This window comes from Streptomyces sp. NPDC060209 (assembly GCF_042728155.1).
In the GTDB taxonomy this organism is placed as follows: Bacteria; Actinomycetota; Actinomycetes; order Streptomycetales; family Streptomycetaceae; genus Streptomyces.
Window position 1 is genome coordinate 1 of the sequence record NZ_JBHWZS010000565.1, and the last position, 1,744, is coordinate 1,744.

Below are 1,744 nucleotides of genomic sequence, written 5' to 3' on the forward strand. Positions count from 1 at the left end.
CCCCGGTCCCTCGTGGGGGCCGGGGCGGCGGACTTCGTCGTGCGGGTGCGCAATGCTGTGTGCGGCAGCACTGTGCGCGCGCCGGAGCGCGCCGGGCGTCAGACGAGTGAGCCGCCCGGAAGCTCGACCTTCGCGCCGAGCTTCTCGAGCTTGTCCATGAAGTTCTCGTAGCCACGGTTGATCAGGTCGATGCCGTGCACCCGGGACGTTCCCTGAGCCGCCAGGGCGGCGATCAGGTACGAGAACCCGCCTCGCAGGTCGGGGATGACCAGATCCGCGCCCTGGAGTTTCGTGGGCCCGGACACGACCGCCGAGTGCAGGAAGTTCCGCTGCCCGAAGCGGCAGTCGGAGCCCCCGAGGCACTCGCGGTAGAGCTGGATGTGAGCACCCATCTGGTTCAGCGCCGAGGTGAAGCCGAGCCGGGACTCGTAGACCGTCTCGTGCACGATCGACAGCCCGGCGGCCTGCGTCAGGGCCACCACGAGCGGCTGCTGCCAGTCGGTCTGGAAGCCGGGGTGCACGTCCGTCTCCAGGGCGATGGCCTGCAGCGGGCCGCCCGGGTGCCAGAAGCGGATGCCCTCGTCGTCGATCTCGAAGGCGCCTCCGACACGGCGGAAGGTGTTGAGGAAGGTCATCATCGAGCGCTGCTGTGCGCCGCGCACGTAGATGTTGCCCTCGGTCGCCAGCGCCGCGGACGCCCAGGAGGCGGCCTCGAGGCGGTCCGGGATCGCCCGATGGGTGTAACCGTCGAGCCTGTCGACACCGGTGATCCGGATGGTCCGGTCGGTGTCCATGGAGATGATCGCGCCCATCTTCTGCAGTACGCAGATGAGGTCCTCGATCTCCGGTTCGACGGCCGCGTTGGACAGCTCGGTGACGCCCTCGGCGAGTACGGCGGTGAGCAGCACCTGCTCGGTCGAGCCCACCGACGGGTACGGAAGCCGGATCTTCGTACCCCGCAGCCGCTGCGGGGCCTCCAGGTACTGGCCGTCCGCCCGCTTCTCGATGGTCGCGCCGAACTGGCGGAGCACCTCGAAGTGGAAGTCGATCGGCCGGCCGCCGATGTCGCAGCCGCCGAGGCCCGGGATGAAGGCGTGGCCCAGGCGGTGCAGCAGGGGGCCGCAGAAGAGGATCGGGATGCGCGACGAGCCCGCGTGGGCATCGATGTCGGCGACGTTCGCGCTCTCGACGTGCGACGGGTCGAGGATGAGTTCGCCCGGCTCGTCGCCGGGGCGGACGGTTACGCCGTGCAGCTGCAGCAGGCCCCGGACCACCCGCACATCGCGGATGTCGGGCACGTTGCGGAGCCGGCTGGGCCCGCTGCCGAGCAGCGCGGCGACCATTGCCTTCGGCACCAGGTTCTTGGCGCCTCGGACGCGGATCTCGCCCTCCAGCGGGGTGCCGCCGTGGACAAGCAGGACATCGTCTGTGCCGGTCATGTATCTCGCGTTCCGGAGTGGTCGGGCAGGGGGCCATCAAAAGGGTAATGGGCCGCCGCCCCCCTTCCGTAAGGCGACGGGGGGTATACGAACGTCATGAATCCGCCACAACACGTTCTGCTTCCCCGGGCTTGCGGAGGGTCACCGCCCGTACGGTCCGCCCGGCAGCCTCGCGATCGTGCGCTCCCGGTGCGCCCGTGGGGCCGCCGGGCGCCCAGAGCTGCGGGCGGAGGCCGCACCGGGCCGGGGGGACCACTTTGGCCCCCCCGAGGGGGAAGATTGGGGAAAAAAAGTGGCCAGAAGGA

The 1,744-nt window shown here is 70.1% G+C and carries 1 protein-coding gene; it reads right to left on the minus strand.

The features are described from left to right. Window positions 1-98: 98 nt before the first annotated feature. Window positions 99-1,439, minus strand: a complete 1,341-nt coding sequence (murA, locus tag ACFWFI_RS42600) for a UDP-N-acetylglucosamine 1-carboxyvinyltransferase (protein ID WP_387401327.1) — start codon at window positions 1,437-1,439, stop codon at window positions 99-101. Window positions 1,440-1,744 lie beyond the last annotated feature (305 nt).

Coding starts and splice junctions, on each gene's coding strand:
- murA (WP_387401327.1), bottom strand. CDS start 1,439: ATGACCGGCACAGACGATGTCCTGCTTGTCCACGGCGGCACCCCGCTG.